Annotated in this window: 16 protein-coding genes; 12 read left to right on the top strand and 4 right to left on the bottom strand. The window is 69.2% G+C overall.

Translation table 11 applies throughout. The features are described 5' to 3' along the window. Positions 1 to 8 precede the first annotated feature (8 nt). A complete protein-coding gene (locus tag SD37_RS24640) occupies positions 9 to 833 on the bottom strand; it encodes an NAD-dependent epimerase/dehydratase family protein (RefSeq protein WP_044856661.1) in 825 nt (274 codons plus the stop codon). A gap of 36 nt (positions 834 to 869) precedes the next feature. Further along, positions 870 to 1,682 carry an IclR family transcriptional regulator gene (locus SD37_RS24635; RefSeq protein WP_065912965.1) on the bottom strand — a complete coding sequence of 271 codons (813 nt, stop codon included), beginning with the start codon at positions 1,680 to 1,682 and terminating at the stop codon, positions 870 to 872. 154 nt (positions 1,683 to 1,836) lie between these two features. Here SD37_RS24635 and SD37_RS24630 point away from each other — a divergent pair, with 154 nt between their 5' ends. From SD37_RS24630 to SD37_RS24595, 8 genes are all read left to right on the top strand, one after another. Beyond that, positions 1,837 to 3,348 (top strand): sodium:solute symporter family protein, encoded by a 1,512-nt coding sequence (locus SD37_RS24630; protein ID WP_044856663.1) that lies wholly within the window; start codon positions 1,837 to 1,839, stop codon positions 3,346 to 3,348. Between the two features lie 47 nt (positions 3,349 to 3,395). Next, positions 3,396 to 4,340, top strand: a complete 945-nt coding sequence (locus SD37_RS24625) for a 5-dehydro-4-deoxyglucarate dehydratase (protein WP_044856664.1) — start codon at positions 3,396 to 3,398, stop codon at positions 4,338 to 4,340. A gap of 2 nt (positions 4,341 to 4,342) precedes the next feature. Further along, positions 4,343 to 5,599 carry a glucarate dehydratase family protein gene (locus SD37_RS24620; protein WP_044856665.1) on the top strand — a complete coding sequence of 419 codons (1,257 nt, stop codon included), beginning with the start codon at positions 4,343 to 4,345 and terminating at the stop codon, positions 5,597 to 5,599. 4 nt (positions 5,600 to 5,603) lie between these two features. Further along, entirely contained in the window at positions 5,604 to 6,752 is a 1,149-nt protein-coding gene (locus SD37_RS24615) for an alanine-rich protein (protein WP_044856666.1), read from the top strand. 15 nt (positions 6,753 to 6,767) lie between these two features. Next, positions 6,768 to 8,225, top strand: coding sequence for an aldehyde dehydrogenase (NADP(+)) (locus SD37_RS24610; RefSeq protein WP_065912964.1), 1,458 nt, complete (start codon positions 6,768 to 6,770; stop codon positions 8,223 to 8,225). A gap of 107 nt (positions 8,226 to 8,332) precedes the next feature. After that, positions 8,333 to 10,678 (top strand): polysaccharide lyase 8 family protein, encoded by a 2,346-nt coding sequence (locus SD37_RS24605; protein ID WP_044856667.1) that lies wholly within the window; start codon positions 8,333 to 8,335, stop codon positions 10,676 to 10,678. Between the two features lie 286 nt (positions 10,679 to 10,964). Next, positions 10,965 to 12,113, top strand: coding sequence for an epoxide hydrolase family protein (locus tag SD37_RS24600; RefSeq protein ID WP_044856668.1), 1,149 nt, complete (start codon positions 10,965 to 10,967; stop codon positions 12,111 to 12,113). A gap of 69 nt (positions 12,114 to 12,182) precedes the next feature. Next, the gene (locus tag SD37_RS24595; RefSeq protein ID WP_065913106.1) at positions 12,183 to 12,980 is read left to right on the top strand and encodes an alpha/beta fold hydrolase; all 798 of its coding nucleotides are present in this window, start codon (positions 12,183 to 12,185) and stop codon (positions 12,978 to 12,980) included. Here the strand turns inward: SD37_RS24595 and SD37_RS24590 are convergent. Further along, on the bottom strand, positions 12,961 to 15,720 hold the full coding sequence (locus SD37_RS24590; RefSeq protein WP_044856669.1) for an AfsR/SARP family transcriptional regulator: 2,760 nt from the start codon (positions 15,718 to 15,720) through the stop codon (positions 12,961 to 12,963). The genes SD37_RS24595 and SD37_RS24590 overlap by 20 nt on opposite strands. A 124-nt stretch (positions 15,721 to 15,844) precedes the next feature. Here SD37_RS24590 and SD37_RS24585 point away from each other — a divergent pair, with 124 nt between their 5' ends. Next, complete coding sequence (locus SD37_RS24585; protein WP_044856670.1) at positions 15,845 to 16,333, top strand: hypothetical protein; 489 nt, start codon at positions 15,845 to 15,847, stop codon at positions 16,331 to 16,333. 150 nt (positions 16,334 to 16,483) lie between these two features. Here the strand turns inward: SD37_RS24585 and SD37_RS44235 are convergent, their stop codons facing one another. Continuing rightward, positions 16,484 to 16,837: a hypothetical protein gene (locus SD37_RS44235; protein WP_167369657.1), complete on the bottom strand. Its 354-nt coding sequence runs from the start codon at positions 16,835 to 16,837 to the stop codon at positions 16,484 to 16,486. A 121-nt stretch (positions 16,838 to 16,958) separates the two neighbouring features. Here SD37_RS44235 and SD37_RS24575 point away from each other — a divergent pair, with 121 nt between their 5' ends. The 3 genes from SD37_RS24575 to SD37_RS24565 all read left to right on the top strand — a co-directional run bounded on the left by SD37_RS24575 (position 16,959) and on the right by SD37_RS24565 (position 21,443). Then, positions 16,959 to 17,516: a hypothetical protein gene (locus tag SD37_RS24575; RefSeq protein ID WP_044856672.1), complete on the top strand. Its 558-nt coding sequence runs from the start codon at positions 16,959 to 16,961 to the stop codon at positions 17,514 to 17,516. A 105-nt stretch (positions 17,517 to 17,621) separates the two neighbouring features. Then, positions 17,622 to 19,742, top strand: coding sequence for an EAL domain-containing protein (locus SD37_RS24570; RefSeq protein WP_065912962.1), 2,121 nt, complete (start codon positions 17,622 to 17,624; stop codon positions 19,740 to 19,742). 111 nt (positions 19,743 to 19,853) lie between these two features. Further along, positions 19,854 to 21,443, top strand: coding sequence for a substrate-binding and VWA domain-containing protein (locus SD37_RS24565; RefSeq protein WP_236725106.1), 1,590 nt, complete (start codon positions 19,854 to 19,856; stop codon positions 21,441 to 21,443). Positions 21,444 to 21,447: the final 4 nt, after the last annotated feature.

Below are 21,447 nucleotides of genomic sequence, written 5' to 3'. Positions count from 1 at the left end.
AAGCACCCTCAGAGCGGGTTGTACGCCCCCAGTGGCGCGGTGCAGAAAGGTCCGCCGACGTACTCGGCAGCCGCCCCGGTCGGCGCGGGTTTGCCCGCCAGCTGGTCGGCGTAGGTCTCCGCGTTGTCGAGCGACTTGTAGCCCAGCTCTTCGGCCTCGGCGAGCGAGTAGATCCGGCGCGTGTTGTCGGAGACGCCCCAGATCAGCCGGTAGCCGGGGGAGGGGTAGCTCAGGCACGCTTCGAAGAGGCGGGCGCCGTCGTCGGGGGAGAGCCAGGTCGTCAGGCCACGCGGGCCGAGGACGAGCGGGTTTTCGAAGCACGAGCCGATCCGGATGACGATCACGTCCATGCCGAACCGCGAGTGGTACAGGCTTCCGAGCGCCTCGATGGCCGCCTTGCTGACGCCGTAGTAGGTGTCGGGCCGGGGTGAGGAGTCGGCGGGGAGGCCGTTCTCGCCGGCTTCGTCGTTGCGGCGGAAACCGACGGAGTGGTTGCTGGAAGCCAGGATCACGCGCGGCACACCGGCCGCGCGCGCGGCTTCGAGGACGGTGTGCGTGCCGTTGATGTTGACGTCGAGGGTCGCTTCCCACGAGTTCTCGCGGCTGTGCCCGCCGAGGTGGATCAGCGCGTCGACGCCTTCGCACGCCTTCGCCATCGCTTCCGGGTCGGTCACCGACGCGATGACCAGCTCGACGGCCTCACCGGTTTCGGGTTCGGGCTGCGGAGCCAGGTCGAGCAGGCGCAACACCCGTCCGGAACGGCGCAGCCGCGACCGCATCAGGGTGCCGACGATGCCCGCCGAGCCGGTGATCAGGACGCGCTGGTCTGCCATGGGAGCCCCTTGTCTGTGGAGGAAGGACGGGAATGATCAGCGGATGCCGGCGCGACGCAGCTGCTGGCCGAGTTCCGCGGTGATTTCGGCGAGGAGTTCACCGACGCGCCGGGCGTCGGCATCGGTGACTTCGGTGACCGGCATGGAACAGCTGATCGCGTCCGTGCCGGGGATGCGGTAGGGGATCACGGCCGCCACGCACCGGACGCCGAGGCTGCCTTCCTCGACTTCCGACGCGTAGCCGCGTTCACGGGTCTTCGCGCATTCGGCGTGCAGCGCCTCGACCGTGGTGATCGTGTTCGGGGTCAGCGCCCGCAGCTCTCCGGTCAGGAGCCCGCCGATCTCGTCGTGCGTCAGTTCGGCCAGTAAAGCCTTCCCCAGCGCGGTCGCGTGGGTGGGCAGTGTGCGGCCGACGCGGGAGACGAGATGCGTCGAGTGCCGTGACTCCCGGGTCTCCAGATAGACGACGTCGGTGCCCTCGCGCCGCGCGAAGTGCGCGGTGAAGCCGGTCTTCTCGCGGATCCGCTCCAGCGCCTCTGTCGCGAACGGGACGACGGGGTCGCGGTCGAGGTAGGCCGTGCCGCAGATGAGCGCGCGTACGCCGAGGCGGTAGCGGGCGGTGTTGGTGTCCACTTCCAGCCAGCCGGCTTCGAGCAGGGTGCGCAGCAGTCCGTGCAGGCTCGACCTCGGGAAACCCGTACGCGCGTGGAGATCCGAGAGCGACAGCCAGACGTCGTTGGCGGCGAAGGTCTCGATCAGGTCGATCGCCCGCCGCGCGGATTTCCCCCCGGCCGGTTCGGCGGCGGACGAGCCGTTCGCCACGGTGACAGCGGCTTCCTGCTGTGGCATCCGCACTCCTCCATCCGGCCGTTGACTTGTGACTCCGGCCATATTAGCGTCCCGAACAGCGTTCTTATGGATGAACATAATCACTATAACAGACTCCGTTCATGGATGTGAACAGACTAGGCCGCATCATCGTGGACGCGGAAAGGAGTCAGCGGTGCATTTGCTGGACTGGATCATGGTGTCCGCGTATTTCGTGCTGATGGTGGTGATCGGCCTGTGGTCACACAGCCGGGTCAACACGGTCAGTGACTTCTTCACCGCCGGCGGGAAGATGCCGTGGTGGCTGGCCGGGATCTCCCACCACATGTCCGGCTACAGCGCGGTGCTCTTCGTCGCGTACGCGGGCGTCGCGTACACCGATGGCATCACGGTCTACTTCTGGGGCATGGCCAGCATCGGTATCGGCGTCGGTATCGGCAGCTGGCTGTTCGCCTCGCGGTGGAACCGCCTGCGCTCGAAGCTGGGTGTCTCCTCGCCGCTGGAGTACCTCGCGAAACGCTTCAACGTGCCCACCCAGCAGGCCCTGGCCTGGAGCGGCAGCCTCCTGAAGATCTTCGACATCGCCGCCAAGTGGTTCGCGGTCGCGACGATCCTCAACGTCTTCGCCGGCGTGCCCTACACCTGGGGCATCATCATCACCGGTTCGATCACGCTGATCTACTGCACCGTCGGCGGTCTCTGGGCCGACGCGCTCACCGACTTCGGCCAGTTCGTCATCCAGGCCATCGCGGCGATCGTGATGCTGTGGGTCGTGCTGGACAAGCTCGGCGGCGTCTCCGGCCTGTGGACCGTGTGGGGCGACCTCCCGCCGAGCCACCTCAACCCGACGACGTCGAAGTTCACCACCGTCGTGTTGCTCGTCTACGTGCTGGTGAAGACCCTGGAGTACAACGGCGGTATGTGGAACCTGGCGCAGCGCTACATGGCCGCGCCGAACACCTTCGAAGCCCGTCGCGGTGCGCGGCTCTCTTCGATCCTGTACCTGGTGTGGCCGCTGGTGATGATGTTCCCGATGTTCGCCGCCCCGCTGCTGATCCCGAACATCTCCAACCCCAACAACGCCTACGCGATCATGACCACGACGTTCCTCCCGCCGGGTCTGGTCGGGCTGGTGCTGGCAGGCATCTTCTCGCACACCATGGCGATGGTCTCCTCCGACGCCAACGCGATCTCCGCGGTCATCACCCGCGACATGATGCCGGTGCTGTGGAAGAAGGCGAAGAACTTCACCGAATCCCAGGGGCTGCTCGCCGCCCGGGTTTCGACGGTGATCTTCGTCGTGCTGACCATGGCGGTCGCCACGCAGGCCGAGAAACTCGGTGGCGTACTGGGTATCGTGGTGCTGTGGGTCGCGGCGCTGATGGGCCCGATCTCGGTGCCGCTGCTGCTCGGCATGCTCCCCGCGTTCCGCCGGTCCGGTTCCCGCGCGGCGCTGATCTCGTGGGCGGGCGGTCTCATCGCCTACGCGATCGCTTACTACGGCTACAAGGCCACCCTCGCGGTCACCGTGTCCACCCCGATCCTCGTCTCGCTGGCGCTGTTCATCGGGCTCGGCTTCCTCATGCCCGAGCGGAAGGCCAGCACGGACGCGATCATCGACACCATCGACCGGGACGACGACGTCGCGGTCAGCAAATCCCAGGACGGCACCACCGTGCCGGCCTGACCGGGCCCGAACCCGGGATCAACCGACAAAGAACGAAAGAGAAATCCATGGTACAGCCCAAGATCGAGCTCGACGGCCTACTGGCGTTCCCGCTGACCCCCTTCACCGAGGGGCTGGAACTCAACCTCGACGCGTTCGCGGAAAACGTCGAGAGCCACGTGGCCGCCGGAGCCGGCGCGCTGTTCGTCGCCTGCGGTACGGGCGAATTCAGCTCGCTGTCCCCGGACGAGCACGCGGCGATCCTGCGCAAGGCTCGTGAGGTCGTCGCCGGGCGCGTACCTGTGTGGGTGGGGGCGGGCGGCGGTGCGTCGTCGGCCCGTGCCGGGATCGCGGCGGCGGAGGCGGACGGCGCGGACGGCGTCCTCCTCCTGCCGCCCTACCTGGTCACCGGCCCGCCCTCGGGTCTGGTCGACCACGTTCGTTACGCCGTCGGCGATTCCTCGATCCCGGTGATCGTCTACCACCGTTCCACCGGGGTGTTCACCCCGAAGTCCGCGGCCGACCTGCTCGACATCCCGTCGGTGGTGGGGCTCAAGGACGGCTTCGGCGATGTTGAGCTGATGAGCCGGATCATCACCACGATCCGCTCGGTCGGCACCGACCGGGCGCGGGATTTCCTGTTCTTCAACGGTCTTCCGACCGCGGAGGTCTCCGCGCGCGCCTACTCCGCCATCGGGGTGGCGCGGTACTCCTCGGCCGTGCACTGCTTCGCCCCCGAGATCGCGGCCCGGTTCCACCGGGCCCTCGCCGAGAACGACGACGCGGTGATGGAGGCGCTGCTCGCCGGCTTCTACCTGCCGCTGGTGGCCTTGCGGGACGAGGGCCAGGGCTTCGCCGTCTCGCTGGTCAAGGCCGCGGCGCGGCTGCGCGGTGACAAGGTCGGCTCGGTCCGGCCGCCGCTGGTCGAACCGACCGCCGAGCAGATCGCCCGGCTGGAGAAGATCGTCGACGATGGCTTCGCCGTCCTCAAGTCCGTCGAGGCCGGTGCCTGACCATGAGGGTTCTCGACGTCGTCCTGACCCCGGTCGCGTTCGCCGACCCGCCGCTGCTCAACGCGATGGGCGTACACGAGCCCTTCGCGCTGCGCGGCATCATCCAGCTCGTCTGCGAGGACGGCGTGGTCGGCCTCGGTGAGTCCTACGGGGACCTCGCCTTCCTGGAGCAGGTCCGCAAGGTGCTGCCGGAACTCAAGGGCCACGACGTGTTCGACCTGCCCGGCCTGCGCCGGAAGGTCGCCACCACCCTCGGCGAGGTCGTCTTCGCCGACGCCCACGGGCTCACCGGCGGGTTCTCCGTCAGCAAGACCGTCGCCAGCGTGTACTCACTGTTCGAGGTGGCCGCGCTCGACGCGCAGGGCCACTACCTCGGCAGGCCGGTGGTGGACCTGCTCGGCGGCAAGGCGCGTGACGCCGTGGACTTCTCCGCCTACCTGTTCTACAAGTTCGGTGCCCACGTCGGCGCCGAGGAGGACTCGTGGGGCGAGGTGACCACGCCGGAGGCGCTCGTCGCCGAGGCGCGGCGCATGGTCGGGGAGTACGGTTTCTCCTCCATCAAGCTCAAGGGCGGCGCCTTCGATCCCGACCAGGAGATGGACGGTATCCGCGCGCTCGCCGAGGCGTTCCCGGACCATCCGCTCCGGATCGACCCGAACGCCGCCTGGACCGTGGACACGGGGATCCGGGTCGCCGAAGAGCTCGACGGGGTCCTGGAGTACCTCGAAGACCCGACGCCGGGTATCGAAGGCATGGCCAGGGTCGCCGAGAAGGCGAACATGCCGCTGGCCACAAACATGTGCGTCGTGCGCTTCGCGGACATCGAACCGGCGTTCCGGCAGCGGGCGGTCGGCGTAATACTTTCGGACCATCACTACTGGGGCGGCCTGCGGGACACGCAAGCCCTCTCCACCACGGCGGAATGCTTCGACGTGGGGCTTTCCATGCATTCGAACAGTCATCTCGGGATCAGTCTGGCCGCTATGGTGCATGTGGCCGCGGCGACGCCGCACCTGACCTACGCCTGCGACACCCACTGGCCGTGGAAGACGGCCGACGTCATCGCCCCGGGTGCGCTGGAGTTCGTCGACGGTGCGGTCGCGGTGCCCGACAAGCCGGGGCTCGGGGTCGAACTCGACCCCGACGCGCTGGCGCGGGCCCATGACGACTATGTCCGATGTGGACAGACAAAACGGGATGACGTGACCTATATGCGGAAGTTCGTCGGAAAGTTCGAGCCGAACACGGCGCGGTGGTGAAGCGGTGAAGGTCACCGGATACGCCTACCCCTGGGACGTCGTCGACGATCCAGGGTTCGTCGAGCGCGTACGGGAACTCGGTGTCGACGAGGTCGCCGTCGCCGTGTCGTACCACAGCGCCCGCGCGGCGACGCCCTGGTCGCCCGAGCGCACCTCGGTCGTCGCGCGTCACGCGGCGCTGTACCGGCCGGTGCGCGAGGAGGCCTGGGGCGAGTTGCGGCCTGCGGAACCGGACTGGGTGGAGAGCCGGGACAGCGCGGGCGACGCCGTCCGGGTGCTGAACGAGGCCGGTATCCCGGCCGCGGCGTGGCTCGTGCTGACCCACAACTCCCAGTTGGGCACGGAGTTCCCCGATTTCGCCGTGCGCAACTGTTTCGGTGAGCGGTACCCGTGGGCACTGTGCCCGGCGCAGCCCGCCGTCCGCGAGTACGCCGCGAACCTGACGGCGGAAAGCCTGGCGGGACTCGATTTCGCCTCGGTGATCCTGGAGGCGTGCGGTCCGCTCGGCGCCGTCCACCAGCACCAGCACGAGAAGACCGACGGCGTGTGGTCGCCCGCGACGGCGCGGCTGCTGTCGGTCTGCTGCTGCGACGCCTGTCTCGAGGGCTGGGCCGAGGCGGGCAAGGACCCGGCGAAGGCGCTCGGCAAGTTGCGTGCCGAGGTCCGGCGGCTGATCGACAGCGGTGACCTGCGGGCCACCGAGGACCGGATCCTGCCCACGCTGCGGCAGGTCCTGCTCGACACGCGGCAGAAGGCGACGGACGCGCTCCGGCGCGAAGTGCTCGCGAAGATCCCGTCGGGGACCAGGATCGTGCTCCACGGCGCGATGGACCCGTGGGTCACCGGCGCGCTGCCGGGGCTGACGCCGTCGGCTCCGGCGGAGGTCGACGCGGTGGTGCTGCAGAACTGGGCACCCGGTCACCGCAGCGCGGGCGCCGTCGCGGCGGCGCGGGCGAAACTGCCGGAGAAGGTCGCCGTCGGCAGCTACATCACCGCGGTGGGGGCGAGCCCGGTGCCCGACATCGAGGCCTACACCACCGAACTCGGCAAGGCAGGCGCCACCGAACTGCACCTGTACCACCTGGGCCTCGCCGGACCGGGGCGCTGGGTGGACCTCATCGCCGCCACCAGCGCAGCGCACGAACTCGACTAGGAGAAACAGAAGCACATGAGCCAGGCAACAGCTCCCGCCACGCTCGAACAGATCCTCGCGGCCGCCGCCGATGCGGCAGGCACGGCGGCGGCCGCGACCCCAGCCCAGCGCGCCGGCTGGCTGAACGCCGCGGCCGACGCCCTCGACGCGTCCGCCGCCGAACTGATCGCGCTGGCCGCCGAGGAGACCCATCTCCCGGCCTCCCCGCGGCTGCAGGGAGAACTGAAGCGCACGACGTTCCAGCTGCGTCTCTTCGGCGAGGTGCTCGCCGACGGCGCGTTCCTCGGCGCCACCGTCGACCACGCCGACGCCGCGTGGCCGATGGGGCCGCGGCCGGACATCCGGCGGCTGCTCACGCCGATCGGCCCGGTGCTGGTGTTCGCCGCCAGCAACTTCCCGTTCGCCTTCAGCGTCGCGGGCGGCGACACCGCGTCGGCGCTCGCCGCGGGCTGCCCGGTGGTGCTCAAGGCGCACTCCGGGCACCCCGAGCTGTCCGCCCGCACCGGCGAAGTCCTCCGTGAGGCGCTGGTCAAGGCCGGTGCGCCGGAGGGTATCTTCGCGGTCATCTACGGGCAGCAGAACGGCGTGACGGCGCTGAAGGACCCGCGTATCCAGGCGGCGTCGTTCACCGGTTCGGTCCCGGGCGGGCGGGCGCTGTTCGACATCGCGACCTCTCGGCCGTCACCGATCCCGTTCTACGGCGAACTGGGCAGTGTCAACCCCGTCGTCGTCACGCGGGCGGCGATCGACGCCCGCGGCGAGGCGATCGCCAAGGGCTACGCGGGCTCGTTCAGCCTCGGTGCCGGGCAGTTCTGCACCAAACCCGGTCTGCTGTTCCTTCCCGAAGGTCACGGGCTGGAAGACACGCTGCGCGAGGCCGTCTCGGCGATCCCGGCGCAGCCGATGCTCAACGAGCGCATCGCGGCCGGATTCGCCGAGGGACTGGCGAAACTGCGTGACGTGGCCGGAGTCGAGGTGCTGTCCGAGTCCGGTGGCGCGGAAGGGATCTCGCACGGCGCGACCCTGCTCGCCACCACCGCCAAGGCCTTCCTCGCCGACGCCGACACCGTCCGCGAGGAATGCTTCGGCCCGGCCTCGCTGATCGTCACCTACGCCGACCAGGCCGAGCTGATCAGCCTGCTCGGGGTGATGGAACCGGGCCTCACCGCGACCATCCAGGGTGAGGAGTCCGATGTGGACTGGATCCGCCCGGTCCTCCCGTCGCTGACCCGCGTCGCCGGCCGCCTGCTCTGGAACGACTGGCCGACCGGCGTCACGGTCACCTGGGCACAGGAACACGGTGGTCCCTACCCGGCGACCACCGCGCCGACCAGCACCTCGGTCGGCACCGCCGCGATCGAGCGGTTCCTGCGACCGATCGCCTGGCAGGGCTTCCCCGACGCGCTGCTGCCGGAACCGTTGCAGGAGAACAACCCGTGGGGACTGCCCCGCAGGACCGACGGGAAACGCTAGAAGACTCGTGAGTGGTAATGACGGTTCTAACCGTCATTACCACTCACGAGGCCCACTACACGCCGCCGCCCCTTGTTGTTGTCTTCGACCTCTTGGGAGGCCCTGTCATGCCCGGATTCGGTTACATCGACCGGAGAACCGCCTTGCGTTCAGGTGCGGCGGCGGCCGCCACGGTCGCGCTCACGACCACTCTCGCGACCCCTTCGTCGGCACTGCCCGCGTCGGGCACAGCGTCTATCGTGACCGGCTATCGCGAACTGCAGACCGGCATCGACCGGCCGTCGGCGGAACGCAGGGCCGCGCTGGCGAGCCTGGACAGGGTCGCGAAGTCCTACCACGACAGCATGACGGTGGGCGGCGGTCCTTTGTGGAAGGACCTCCCGCTGGGCCCGGGCAGCGAGTTCACGACGTCGATGTACGCCCGGCTTCGCGCGATCACGGTCAACTGGGGCACACCGGGCGGTGCGCTGGCCGGTGATCCGGCGGTGCTCGCCCGGATCAAGGCGGCACTGGAACTGTTGTACACCAGCGATCAGTACAGCGAGAAGACCGCCGAGATCGGCAACTGGTACACCTACGAGATCGGCATCCCGCTCTACCTGCTGCACATCCTCGCGACGGTGGCGGACGAGCTGACCCAGGACGAGATCGCCAAGTATCTGAAGCCGGTGCTGAAGTTCTCCGGCAACCCGAACCTGCGCACGAACAACCCGAGCGTCGTCGAGACCGGCGCCAACCGCGCGGACAAGTCGACGATCTCCATCGTGTCCGGGGCGATGCTGGGCGACACCGATCGGATCCGGCGCGGCGTCGGGGCGTTCACCGACGTCGAAGGCGGGGGAGCGGCGAGTGTCATCGCCAAGCTCCACCGCGCGGCCGGGGACGGCTTCCACACCGACGGCTCGTTCATCCAGCACGAGACGGTGCCGTATCCCGGGCACTACGGGATCGTCCTGCTCACCGCGGTCGCGTCCGCCATCCACGTCACCAAAGGCACCGAGTTCGAACTGGCCGCCGACGTCAAGGACGCCGCGTACGCGCTGGTCTCCGACACCTTCGCGCCGTTCGTCTACGCGGGCGCGCTGATGGAGTCGGTCCGCGGCCGGTTCCTTTCCCGGCAAGGGGAATCCGCGCACGACATCGGGCATCAGCTCACCGGCGCCGTCGTCCTGCTGGCACGGTCGGCGAGCGGGAAGCGCAAGGAGGAACTCGGTGGGCTCGCCGCGAAATGGATCACCGAGGACACTTTCGCGCCATACCTGAAGATCCCCGACCCCGAGCGGTTCGCGCCGGGCCCGGACCTCGTCGGCGTTCCCGGGATCGAGTTCGCCCAGGAGCTGCTCGCCACGAAGGTCCGGCCGACGCCGACGGTCGCCACGCACCGCGTGTTCGGCCAGCAGGATCGGATGGTGCACATCACCGAAGGCTGGTCGGCCTCGCTCGGCGTCGCCTCGTCGCGGATCGCGCGGTACGAGTCGGTCAACGCGATGAACCTGCACGGCTGGTACACCGGCGACGGCTCGCTGTACCTTTTCCTGCCGAAGGCCAAGGGGCACTTCACCGACGCCTACTGGCCGACGGTCGACCCGTTGCTGCTGCCGGGTACGACCACCAAGACCGGGCCGACCCCCACGCTGGAACAGGTGCCGCTGACCGGCAGGGCCCACTGCGGCGGGGTCCGCTGGGACGCGCGGCACGGCGCGCACGCCCTCGACTTCGTCTCGCAAGACGGCACGCTGACCGCGAAAAAATCTTGGTTCTTCACACCGTCGGGGGTGGTCTGCCTCGGCGCGGGGATCACCGACGCCTCCGGTGAGCGGATCCGTACCACGATCGAGAACCGCAACCTCGGCGAGAACGGCACGGGGGCGCTGCTCGCCGACGGCAGACTGGTCGGCGGCTCGGAGTCGTTGCGGCGCAAGCGATGGCTGCACCTGGAAAAGGTCGGCGGCTACATCCTGCTCGACGCCGCGGAGGTGACCGCGCTGCGCGAGGACCGGACAGGGACCTGGCGCGACGTCGACAAGGGCGCCAACACCAAGGGCACCACGGTGCCCTACACCCGGCGCTATCAGAAACTGGTGATCGAGCACGGGGCCAAGCCCACGGACGCGAGCTACGCTTACGCCGTCCTGCCCACGGCATCGGTGCTGGAGACGATCGCCTCGGCCTGGGCGTGGCGCGTGCGCTCCAACACCGCGACCGTGCAGGCCGTCCGGCTGTGGGACGCGACGCTGCTGGCGAACTTCTTCGCCGCCGGCTCGGTCGACGAGGTGGCGGTGTCCGGTCCGGCGTCGGTGGCGCTGGGCCGGGGGAGTGGCGGCTGGCGGCTGGCCGTCTCGGACCCGACACAGCGCCAGGAAGTCATCCGGGTGACAGTACGGCGCAAGACCGTCGAGGTGCCGGTGAAGGACACCTTCGGAGCCACACAGGTGATCTCGCTCGGTCGCTGAGCCGCCGGACGGAGCGAAGGTCGAGTTTCCTCGGCTGACCCGAGGAAAGGTCCTTCACGCGCCACCGTGATAACTGCTGATGCTTGAAGGTCGCCTGTGGCGATCACCGTGTCCGTGAAGGCCTCCTTGAGGGACCCAGAGTCCCTCAAGGAGGCCTTCACGGACCGGGTTGGGGGATGAGCCGCTGAGCCGCGGTCTCGTGAGTGGTGATGACGGTTCTAACCCTCATTGCCACTCACGAGGCTTTAGGTCAGGAACTGTCCTATATGGCCTTTACGGTCGTGGCATGACCGACATCGAGCAGTTCCGCATCGACATCCCGCAGTCCGATCTGGACGACCTGACCGACCGGCTGGCCCGCACCCGCTGGCCGTCCGCGCTGCCCGGTGCCGAATGGAGCCGGGGTGTGCCGGTCGGCTACCTCAAGGAGCTGACCGAGTACTGGCGCGACGGGTACGACTGGCGCGCGTATGAGAAGCAGCTCAACGAGTTCTCGCAGTACACCACGGTGATCGATGGTCAGCAGGTGCATTTCCTGCACGTCCGCTCGCCCGAACCGGACGCGATCCCGCTGGTCATGACGCACAGCTGGCCGAATTCGATCGCGGAGTTCCTGAACGTCCTGGGGCCGCTCACGGACCCGCGGGCCCACGGTCTGGACCCATCGCGCGCCTTCCACGTCGTCGCGCCATCCTTGCCGGGTTTCGGCTTCTCCCCGTTCCCGGAACCGACCGACGAGCGACCGTGGGACATCGCGAGGGTGGCTCGGACCTGGGCGGAGCTGATGAGCCGCCTCGGTTATGAACGCTATGGCGCGCACGGGAACGACGCCGGCGCGCTGGTGACACCCTGCCTGGCGGCGTACGCGCCCGACCACGTCATCGGCTCCCACATCACCTCCGGACTCGGCGTGCCGATGGGCGATCCGGCCGACTTCGAGGGCCTGACCGAACGAGACCAGGCCGATCTGTCGGGACTGATGGAACGCTTCGCGGGTGGCAGCGGCTACGGGGCCTACACGACGAACAGGCCGCAGACACTGAGCTTCGGATTCCTCGATTCACCGGTCGCGCAGCTGGCCTACCTGGTCGAACGGTTCAAGGAGTTCGACGGCTGGCCGGGCGGTGCCGGTCCCGCCGAACCGATCGACCGTGACCTCCTGCTCACCAACGCGACGCTGTACTGGCTGACCGCGACCGGCGGCACTTCGCTGTGGCCGTATTACGAGGGCGCGGCCGCGATGCCGATGGACCAGACCGTGGTCCCGACCGGTGTCTCGCACGGCGGCCCCGCCGCGTTGCGCAAGATCGCCTCGCGCAAGAACGACATCGTGCGCTGGGCCGACCACGAGAGTCCCAGCCACATGGTCGCGATGGCCGTCCCGGACGACGTGGTGACCGAGCTCCGCGAATTCTTCGGAAAACTCCGGCGGTGATGTCGAGCGGTGGTCATCGGCTCCGACTCAGGGACGAAGCTAGAGTGAAGCGACCCTGTGGAGGACCTGATGACCACCTCGTTCGAGACCGTGACCTCGGCCGATGGCACCCCGATCGCCTTCGAACGCACCGGGGCGGGCACGCCGGTGATCCTGGTCGGCGGCGCGTTCAACGACCGGACGACCGTGGCCGGCCTGGCCGCGACGCTGGCCACGGACTTCACCGTGATCGCCTACGACCGGCGCGGCCGGGGCGACAGCGGGGCGGGCGCGGTCTACTCGGTGGAGCGCGAAGTCGAAGACCTCGCCACCCTGATCGACCACGTCGGCGGTGCGGCGGCGGTCTTCGGGCACTCGTCGGGAGCCGTGCTGGCACTGGAAGCCGCCGCCCGAGGCGTCGCCATGACCAGCCTCGCCGTGTACGAGCCGCCTTATGTCGTCGACGACAGCCGTCCGAAGCCCGCGGCCGACATCTTCGACCGCGTCCGGGCGCTGATCGCCGACGGCAATCGGGACGACGCGGCGGAACTGTTCCTGGTCGAAGCGGCGGCCCCCCCCGCCGAGGTCGTCAAGGGGATGCGGGACGACCCGTTCTGGGCCTGGTTCACCGGCCTCGCCCACACGCTGCCCTACGACCTGGCGCTGTGCGGTCCCGGCAACGTCCTGCCCGCGGCCAGGTTCGCCAAGATCACCGCGCCCACCCTGGTCATGGACGGCGGGGAGAGCGACACCTGGATGCGCGCCGCCGCCCGCGCCGTCGCCGAGGTCGTCCCCGGTGCCCGGCACGTCACCGTCGAGGGCCAGGACCACGGCGTCCTCCACCAGCCGGACGCCCTGCGCGGGCCGCTCACCGAGTTCCTGAGGTGACGGTGTTCAGCGGTCCGGCGGACAGGCCCATCGCGCCGTAGTGCTCCCGTGCCGCCCGGAAGTCGGCGTCCGCCTCCTCGCCGAGTGCGGCACGGGCCTGCCCGATCCCGGCCAGCGCACGGGCCTCCTGCAGCCGGTAGCCGATCCGCCTCGCCGTTTCGAGCGCTAGGCGATGCCTGTCGAGACCCGCCGACGCTTCACCGAGAGCGAGGAAGGCGATGCCGAGACTGTTGGCCGCCATGGTCAGCAGCAGTGGATGGTTGAGCCGGGTGAGGATCGCGCACGCGCGTTCGGCGTGCTCGCGTGCCTCGCGGGGCCGATGGGCGAGCAGCAGCGCGTCGGCGTGGTCGATGAGGCTCCACGCCTCGCCGAACAGGTATGCGAGATCCCGTGCCGAGGCGATGGAGCGGCCGGTGACCTCGAAAGCCTCCTCGAACCGGCCGTGCCGGGCGAGGACCAGGCCGAGCTGGGCCGCGCTGAGGACCGTGCCGCGGGGATCCGCGCGCAGTGCCACCGACCGCCGGGCCGAGGCCAGCGCCTCGTCCAGCAGCCCGAGGATCTCCTGCACGTTGCTGAGGTTGCCCCAGAGCGTGGCGGCGGTCTCGGGATCGGCGGTCTCGTCCGCCACGGCGAGGCCGTCCCGATAGAACCGGATCGCTTCGGGAAAGTGACCGAGCATGCCGTGCAGAGCACCCGCTCTGGACAGTGCGATCGCTTCGGCGCCACGATCGCCGGACTCGCGGACGACGTCCAGCCGCTCCAGTGCGCAGCGCATGCCCTCGGCGAGCTTCCCGTTCTCCCAGAACGCCAACGTGAGGCTCGCGAGGCTCCGCTGGAGCGGGTCCGGATCACCGATCCGGCGGGCGGCGGTGACGCCGGTCCGCGCCACGGCGAGCATTTCGTCGAGATGCCCGCTTTCACGGAGGTGTTCGGCGGTCTTTTCCGCGATGCGCCAGGCGTGGTCGTCGTGACCGGTGTCGAGGGCGTGGCGGGTGACCGCGACCAGGTTGGCCCGTTCCGTGACGTACCAGCCCTCGCCGTGGCCGTCGCGGTAGTGGTCGAGCAGCCTGCCCACCGCCGGAACCGCTTCCTCGTCGCGGGCGGCGGTGCGGGCGTGCTCGGCGATCAGGTCATGGAACGAGTACCGGCCCAAGGCCCGCTGCGTGAGCAGATGGGCGTCGAGCAGCTCTTCCAGCAGTCGCTCGGCTTCGGGCTCGCCGACCCCGGCCAGCGCGGCGGCCGCGGGTACGCCGATGTCGGTACCCGGATTTCTCCCCAGCAGGCGGAACATGCGCTGCGCGGCGGCGTCCAAGTCCTGATAGGACAGTGTGAACGCGGCGGCGACATCGCGTCCGGCGACCTTCAGTTCGGCCAGCCTGTCGTGTTCGGACCCCAGCCGTTCGACCAGGGTGTTTACCGTCCAGTGTGGACGGTTCTGTAACCGGGCGGCGGCGATGCGGATCGCCAGTGGCAGATTCCCGCACAAGGCGGCCACCCCCGCGTCCGGCCGTCCCGACGCCGCGGCGAACAGCGCGCCCGCCTGTTCGTCCGGGAGGACGTCGAGGCTGATCGAGGCGGCGCCGTCGATGGCCGCGAGCCGTCGCCTGCCGGTGACCACGAGGGCGACCGTGGCCGAGCCGGGCAGGAGGGGCCGCAACTGTTCGGCGCTCGCGGCGTTGTCGAGCACCACGAGCAGCGACCGGCCCGCGGTCGTGGTCCGCCACAGTGCGGCTCGCCGGTCCACGCCGCCCGGCAGCCTGCTCGCCGGAACGTCCAGTTGCCCGAGCAGGGCTTCGAGGGCTGCTTCGGGCGGGAGCGGTTCCCGTGCCGGGGAATGGCCGTGGAGATCCACGAACAGTTGCCCGTCGGGGAAATCCGCGGCGAGCCGGTGCGCGGCGTGGACGGCGAGGGAGGTCTTGCCGACCCCCGCCATCCCGTCGACCACCACGGGCCGTCCGAGCCGGACGGCGTCGAGAAGGCGGCGGATCTCCGCCTCCCGGCCGGTGAAATCCGGGACGTCGTAAGGGAGAAAGCAGCGCGTTTTGCCGTATTCCGGTTCGTCGCGGAGAATCCGCTCGTAGAGTTCGCGGAGCTTCGGCCCGGGGTCGATCCCGAGTTCGTCCACCAGCCTCGTCTGCGCCCGCCGGTAGACGTTCAGCGCGTCGGCCTGCCTGCCCTGCTGGTGGAGCGCGCGCATGAGCAGCCCCGCGAACGCCTCCCGGAACGGGTGCTCGGCGACCAGCGCCGTCAGTTCGGCGACGGAGTCCTCACCGGCGGAGATCTCTTCGTCGAGGCAGCGTTCCACAACGGACAGACGGCGTTCGTCGAGTTCGCCCGCTTCGCCGCGCAGCACCGCACTGTCCACACCGGACAGAGCGGGGCCGTGCCAGCACGCGAGTGCCTCGCGGAACTCGCCGCGCGAGACGTGCTCCTCGAACGAACGCAGGTCGAAAGAAGGCGGACGCAGGACGAAACCGGGTCCCTCCGCGGTCAGGACGTCTTCGCCCGCACCCTCGGCGACGAGGGTGCGTTTCAGCGCGGTGGTGAGGTTACGGATCTGCCGGGTCGCCGTGGCGGGCGGATCCTCGTCCCAGACGACGTCCACCAGCCGCGAAACGGACACGACGCGATCGGCGCCGAGCAGCAGCGCTGCCAGGATCCGCTCCTGCCGCGGACCGGCCAGCTTCAGCGGCCGTCCGCCGTTGCGGCACTGCACCGGCCCCAGAACCCGAAACTCCATCGCACCCCCTCCCGCGAGGTTAACCGGCCGCGGGCCCGCGCCGATGCGGAAGTGATGCAGCTGTGATGCGCCGTCCGGCGAACCTCCTGCTGGACGAAGTATCGGACGTGATGAGGAGAACCCTATGCGCAAGCGGTATTACGCGGCGTTGGCAGGGCTGGTCGTGGCGGCGGCGGGAATCGGCGTGCCCGCCGCGGCGACCGCGGGCGAGCAGCAGGCCGAGAGCGAGCGGCAGGCCTGCCAGCGCTCGTTCGACCGCGCCGTCTGGGAGGACATGGACAGCTACAACAAACGCGACGCGGCCCGCTACCGGGCGATCATCCACCAGGACATGGTCACCATCGGCCGCAAGGGCCAGACGATCATCGGCTATTCCGCCAACGTGGACCCGGTGATCGACGTGCAGTTCAAGCTCCCGTACGAGTGGAGCATGCCGTGGACGGTGACCCACACCGTGGTCGAGGACTGCAAGATGGGCTACGCGATCCTCGACGCGTACTACAAGGCGCCGTCGCAGAACATCGACAGGCACTACACGATCAGCCTGACGCTGGTCCGCCAGCACGGTAAGTGGCAGGTCATCAAGGACACCGTGACCGACGTCCTGCCCTGATGGGGTCGTGAGTGGCAATGGTGGTTAGAGCCAAGGGTGTTTTAGGTACCTACCGGGGTGGGTTCGTTAGCGGCTGGCCGTGAAGGACTCCTTGAGGGACTCAGGGTCCCTCAAAGTTCCCTCATCCTGCTCGGACCATCGCCACCAGGCTCAGTGACACCACCAGTCACAGCGAGAGCGCGTGAAGGCCCCCTTCCCTCGGCTCAGCCGAGGGAAGGGGGCCTTCACGCGCTCTTGGCGGCTGCTCGCCGCCGATGCGGGGAAGTTCGACAAAAGCATTGTGTTCGACAAACTGCGGCCGTTGTCGGTGATGGGCTCGCGGCCTTTAGCGGCGCTTTCGACCAGCGGCAACGGCGGATGATGTTGCCCGCCTTTCAGCGAAGCCGCATCGAATTCTACGCCGAGCCGACGATGACGAAGCTCGCTGTAGACCTTGCCGACTCGTGGAAACGGGGCGAGGTGGTGGAATTCGACCTCGGCGCGCGTGAGATGGGCGGCGACCACGGGGATCTGCTGTCGATGTTGTTGCCGGCCCCAACTCCGGGTTGACGGTGAGTGTTCGGCTACCAGGTGTAGGGTTCGTGATCCTTCCGAGCGTTCCGATTCCGGAGAGGGGTCTGTGAGAATGCCGCTCGAACTGGCCACGGCGGTGGCCGCCCCGGCCGCGGCCGCCGACATCCGGTGTACCGACGTGGAACCGCCGGTCACCGGCCCGCTCGGCGAACCGGCGACCGTGCACGGCGGCATGCCGTTCGAGAAGGTCGTGATCGTCGGGCATCCGGACGTCGACTGCGGGATCCTCGCCGGAATAACGCATCTGCCATCTGAGCCTGCCTCGACCCTCGGCAGCGATCCGCTCTATTTCGTGACGAAACCAGAAGCGCGTGCCGGGCTGTTCTCCGCGACGGAAAATACCGACCCGGGCGTCATCGAGGCGGATGAAGCGACCAAGGATCAGGTTTCCGTCCCGGGAATGGGAACCGTCGCGGTTTGTTCGTGCTCCGGGACTGCGCGAGCGGCGGGACGTCCGGCGGAAGCGCCGTTTTACGGGCCCGAGGCCGAGCTTTCCACGTATGTTCTGCCCGGTGCCGAACATTCGCCGGCGTTACACCGCAACGTGTCGCTGTACCGGGACACCACTCGCGAATGGATGAGGGATAAGGTCGTTGTTGCACTACCGTAGGGTTACCACCCGATCGGGTGATCAGTAAACCGTGAGTATGGCCCGAGAATCGTGGAGGATGTTCCTCCACGACGGAATGCGAAAACGACCCCAGGACCGGCAGACGTGACTGCCCCATTTCCGGACGGCGACGAGTACTCCGCATCGCCGGACGCCCCGAAGAGAACTTCATCCTCCGCTTCGCCCAGACGGAAGAATGCCGCGCCGACGCGGGCCACACTGGCCCGCAAGTGGGCCTATCTGGTCACCAGCACGGCATACCTTCCGTACACCCACGCCCAGATCGAAGAGCATTTCGCCGCTCTTCTCGACGACGTGTTCGCGGCGGTGCTGAGTGGCGACGCCGAACCCGCGCAGGCCACCGAGGCCGGCGCGCGGCTCGTCGCGCTCAGATGTGTCGGCCCGGACAGCCTGCGTCGCACGATGGACGTACTCGGCAAGGGGCTCTTGCACGAACCGGAATTGCGGAGCGTGAGGGCACTCCCCGAACGGGTGTTGCAGGTGCTCGGGGCCCTCGCGTCCGGCTACGGCGAGGCCTTGCGGGAGAGCATCCAGACGCAGCAGGAGGATCTGAGCCGCACGCTGGTCACCCTCGAACGTGAGACCCGGCGTGAACTGGTGCTCTCACAGGCACGCTTCGAGCAGTTGTTCGCCGGCTCGGCGACCGGGGTGGCCGTCACCAGGGTGGACGGCCGGATCCAGCGGGTGAACCCGGCGTTCGCTGAGATGCTGAGCAGACCCGTGGCCGATCTGGTCGGGCTGAACCTCTACGACCTGATCCACCAGGCGGACGCGGAAGGCCTGCGCGAGGGTTACCGGAAGCTGCTCGACGGCGAGAGCCAGCGGCTCGAACTTTCACGAAGACTCGTCGCCGAAGACGAGGAATCGACGTGGGCCCGGTTCACCGGCGCCGTCATCCGCGACTCGGCGGGCGGGGCCCAGCAGCTGATCACACTGGTCGACGGCGACACCGACGTGTCCCTGCTCCAGCGGCAGCTGAGCCGCCAGGCCCTGCACGACCCGCTGACCGGCCTGCCGAACCGGCAGTGCTTCGGCACCCGCCTGGAACGGGCGCTCCAGCACGCCGACCCGTCCTTCGGCGTCACGGTCTACCACCTCGACCTCGACGGCTTCTCCCTGATCGCGGGCGGGCTCGGCCAGAAACAGAGCGACGCGCTGATCAAGAACGTCGCCGCGAAGCTGCGGGCCGTCGTGGGCGGCGAGGACGCGCTCGTCGCCAGGCTCGGCGGCGACGAGTTCGGCATCCTCATCCAGAACACCGCGGCCAGCCCCGACGTCGCCACCGTCATCGGCATGATCAACCAGGAGCTGTCCGAGCCCGTCTACCTCGAAGGCGGGAGCGGCGTCGCCGTCTCGGCCTGCGTCGGCGTCGTGCACCGGCCGCCACGCGACATCGCGCCGACCGAGCTGCTGCGTGTCTCCGACATGACGCTGCGCCGGGCGCAGGCCAACGGCTACCGGCAGTGGGCGCTGTCCGACTCCGTCCTCGACACCAGGGAACGGCACGAGTTCGGCCTGGCCGTCTCGATGGCGGGCGCCTGGGAGACCGGTGAGCTCGAGATCGGCTTCCGGCCCCTGACCCGGCTGGCGGACGACACGCCCGCGGGGATCGAGGCGAGGCTCGCGTGGAACCATCCCCGCCACGGCCGGATCGGCCACGACACCTGCGTCCGCTTCGCCGACGAGACGGGTCTCATCGTCCCGCTCGGCGAATGGCTCATCCGCACCGCGTGCGAGGAGGCCGACGACAGATTGCCGATGGTGGTGGGACTGACGCCGCATCAGGCCGCGGATCCGGATCTCGTCGGAACGGTGCGCCGGATGCTCGCCATGACCGGTCTCGGGCCGTCACGACTGCGGCTGGGTTTCCCCGCCGGTGCCGTACTCCGCGACCTCGGGGAGACCGTCGACAACCTGCAGCTCCTCGCCGAGATCGGGGTGGACGCCGAACTGCAGGACTTCGGTGCCGCCGGTGACGTCGTCTGTCTCGTGGACGTGCCCGTGCGGACGGTCCGGATCGCCGCCCGGCTGGCCGAGCGGCGGACCGAGCCCCTGGCCGAGCGCTCGCTGCGGAACCTCATCGAGACCGCGACCATGGCGGGTGCGACGGTGATCGCGGACGGGATCGATTCGGCCGGCGACGCCGGGGGGTGGCGGGCCGCGGGCGCGCATGTCGGCGCGGGCCGCTACTTCGGTCAGGTTTGAGGGCGTCGGTTAGGCCATCTGCCGCACCGGCGCGGGCGTAAGTTACCCGAGGGTTGACGTGCGCGGGTGGATTGGGCAACATCCCAGATCCTCACCCCGCACCTCGGAGGCATGCGCATGCAGGTAGGCCCGAGGCGTGGGCGGCGTTTCACCGCGCCCGTCGTCGTCTTGAGCCTGTTGCTGGTGATCGCGCTCGGCGCCTGGTGGGGTGTCGACTATCTGCGGGCCCGGTTGGCGGGCAACGGTTGTGACGCGTTGACGCCGGTCGAGATCACCGCCGCGCCGGATGTGGCGCCGGTGCTCACGCGGCTCGCGGCGACCGTGCCGCAGGAAGAATGCTTCAGTGTCACCGTGACCGCGAGCGAGTCGGCGAAGACCGCCGACCTGCTCGGGACCACCACGTCCACCGGACCCGACGTCTGGGTCCCCGAGTCGAGCACGATGCTGGTGCAGGCCAGGGACGCCGGTGCGTGGAACCTGCCGGAGTCCGGTCAGTCGGTGGCGAACTCACCGGTGGTGCTGGGACTTCCCGACGAGACCGCGCGACGGTTCGGCTGGCCGGGGAGAGCCCCGGCCTGGCAGGAGATCCTCGACGGCTCCCCGGTCGGGATGCCGGATCCGGTCCGTGATCCGCTGGGTATCGCCACGCTGCTCGGCCTCCGGAAGATGACCGAGAAGGCGGCTGACCCGGCCGCGGCCTTCACCGCCGCCCTGCGGAAGCTCAACCAGGCGCCCGGCCGGTTCCCGGCCGCCTTCCCGGCGACCGAACAGGCCGTCCTCGCCCGGAATCTGGTGGCGGCCTATCCGGATGTCCCGGTGCAGGGCTTCGATTATCCGTACGTCGTGCTGCCCAAGGCGTCGGAGGCGTCGAGGGGCGCGGCGGAGCGTTTTCTGCGGCTGCTGCTCGATCCGCTCGCCGGGGCGACCTTCGCCGACGCGGGATTCCGCGCCCCCACGGGACAGTTCGCGATTCCGCGCGCACAGGACAGCCGGACCGATCCGGCGCCACGGCCGCCGGGACCCCCGCCCGCGACGGAGCTCTACGCCGCGTTGCAGGCCTGGGCGGGAACGAATCTGAGCGCCAGGGTCCAGGTGCTCCTCGACGTCTCCGGCTCGATGGCCGCCGCCGTACCCGGGGCGGGCAAGAGCCGGATGGACCTCACCTTGCAGGCCGCGACGCAGGGACTCGGCCTGTTCAAGCCCACCACGGAATTGGGCCTGTGGCTGTTCTCGACCAAATTGGACGGTGACAAGGACCACCGTGTCCTGTTGCCGATGCGGACGATCGCCGAGCAAAAGGCCTCCGGCGGGGTCGAGCAGCTGCAGGCCGTCCGGCCGAAACCCGGCGGAGCGACGGGACTCTACGATTCCATCCTCGCCGCGTACCAGAACGCCAGGCAGAACTGGAAACCCGGCCGGATCAACCTGGTCGTGGTCCTCACCGACGGGCGCAACGAGGACAGCGAGACGGTCGGCCTGCCGCGGCTGCTGGAGGAACTGGGCAAGCTCCAGGATCCGCGGAAACCCCTGCCCGTCATCGGGATCGGCATCGGGCCGGATATCGACGCGTCCGAACTGCGGCGGGTTTCCGCCGCCACCGGCGGGGAAGCGTTCACCACCCCCGATCCGCGGAAGATCTCCGACGTCTTCTACCAGGCGCTGAGCAAGATCATGTGCCAGCCGCCGATCTGCAAGAATTGAGGCA

Source organism: Amycolatopsis orientalis, from assembly GCF_000943515.2.
Taxonomy (GTDB): Bacteria; Actinomycetota; Actinomycetes; order Mycobacteriales; family Pseudonocardiaceae; genus Amycolatopsis; species Amycolatopsis orientalis.
The sequence above is the reverse complement of the archived record's forward strand: the minus strand, read 5'-3'. Positions and strand labels throughout refer to the sequence as shown.